The 1312-nt window shown below is 43.1% G+C and carries 1 protein-coding gene; it reads left to right on the forward strand.

All coding sequences use genetic code 11. The features are described from left to right. The coding region (locus HGB55_RS15010; RefSeq protein WP_305791992.1) for a Calx-beta domain-containing protein at nt 1–1312 on the forward strand (1312 nt) is incomplete at both ends.

The raw sequence follows: 1312 nt of genomic DNA on the forward strand, positions 1-1312 counted from the left end.
ATACAGCACAATCAGCAACACTAACTTTTACAGGAGATACCGGAGAGAGTCATCCAATTACAGTTTCAATAGCAGATGATACTTTGATAGAACCGACTGAGAGTTTGTATGTGAACTTGAGTAATTTAAGCACAACGCTGATAGGTATCAATGATTCACAAGGAGAGATCACCATTGAGGACAATGATGGCGGCGTGGGCAATGGACTCACCATCAGTGATATTACAGTGAACGAAGGTGATTTAACCGCGACAGTTCAAGTAACCTTAACAGGCAATGTACAGGGCGGTTTCAGTGTAGATTACCAAACAGCAGACGGTACGGCGATAGCACCGGATGATTATACAGCACAATCAGCAACACTAACTTTTACAGGAGATACCGGAGAGACCAAAGAGATAGAAGTAACGATCAACGATGATGCTTTGATAGAACCAACCGAGAGTTTGTATGTGAACTTGAGTAATTTGAGCACGACGCTGATAGGTATCAATGATTCACAAGGCGAGATAACTATTGAGGACAATGACGGAGGAGCAGACAATGGACTGACCATCAGTGACATTACGGTTAACGAAGGTGATGGTACAGCGACAGTTCAAGTAACCTTAACAGGCAATGTACAGGGCGGTTTCAGTGTAGATTACCAAACAGCAGACGGTACGGCGATAGCACCGGATGATTATACAGCACAATCAGCAACACTAACTTTTACAGGAGATACCGGAGAGACCAAAGAGATAGAAGTTTTAATCAACGATGATACTTTGATAGAACCAACCGAGAGTTTGTATGTGAACTTGAGTAATTTGAGCACGACGCTGATAGGTATCAATGATTCACAAGGAGAGATAACTATCCAGGACAATGACGGAGGTGCAGGCAATGGACTAACCATCAGTGATATGACGGTTAACGAAGGTGATGGCACAGCGACAGTTCAAGTAACCTTAACAGGCAATGTACAGGGCGGTTTCAGTGTAGATTACCAAACAGCAGACGGTACAGCGATAGCAGAGGATGATTATCAATCACAATCAGCAACACTAACTTTTACAGGAGATACCGGAGAGACCAAAGAGATAGAAGTTTTAATCAACGATGATACTTTGATAGAACCGACCGAGCGTTTGTATGTGAATTTGAGTAATTTAAGCACGACGCTGATAGGTATCAATGATTCACAAGGAGAGATAACTATCCAGGACAATGACGGAGGTGCAGGCAATGGACTAACCATCAGTGACATTACGGTCAATGAAGGTGATGGTACAGCGACAGTTCAAGTAACCTTAACAGGGAATGTACAGGG

This window comes from Lutibacter sp. B1, assembly GCF_012524075.1.
Lineage (GTDB): Bacteria > Bacteroidota > Bacteroidia > Flavobacteriales > Flavobacteriaceae > Lutibacter.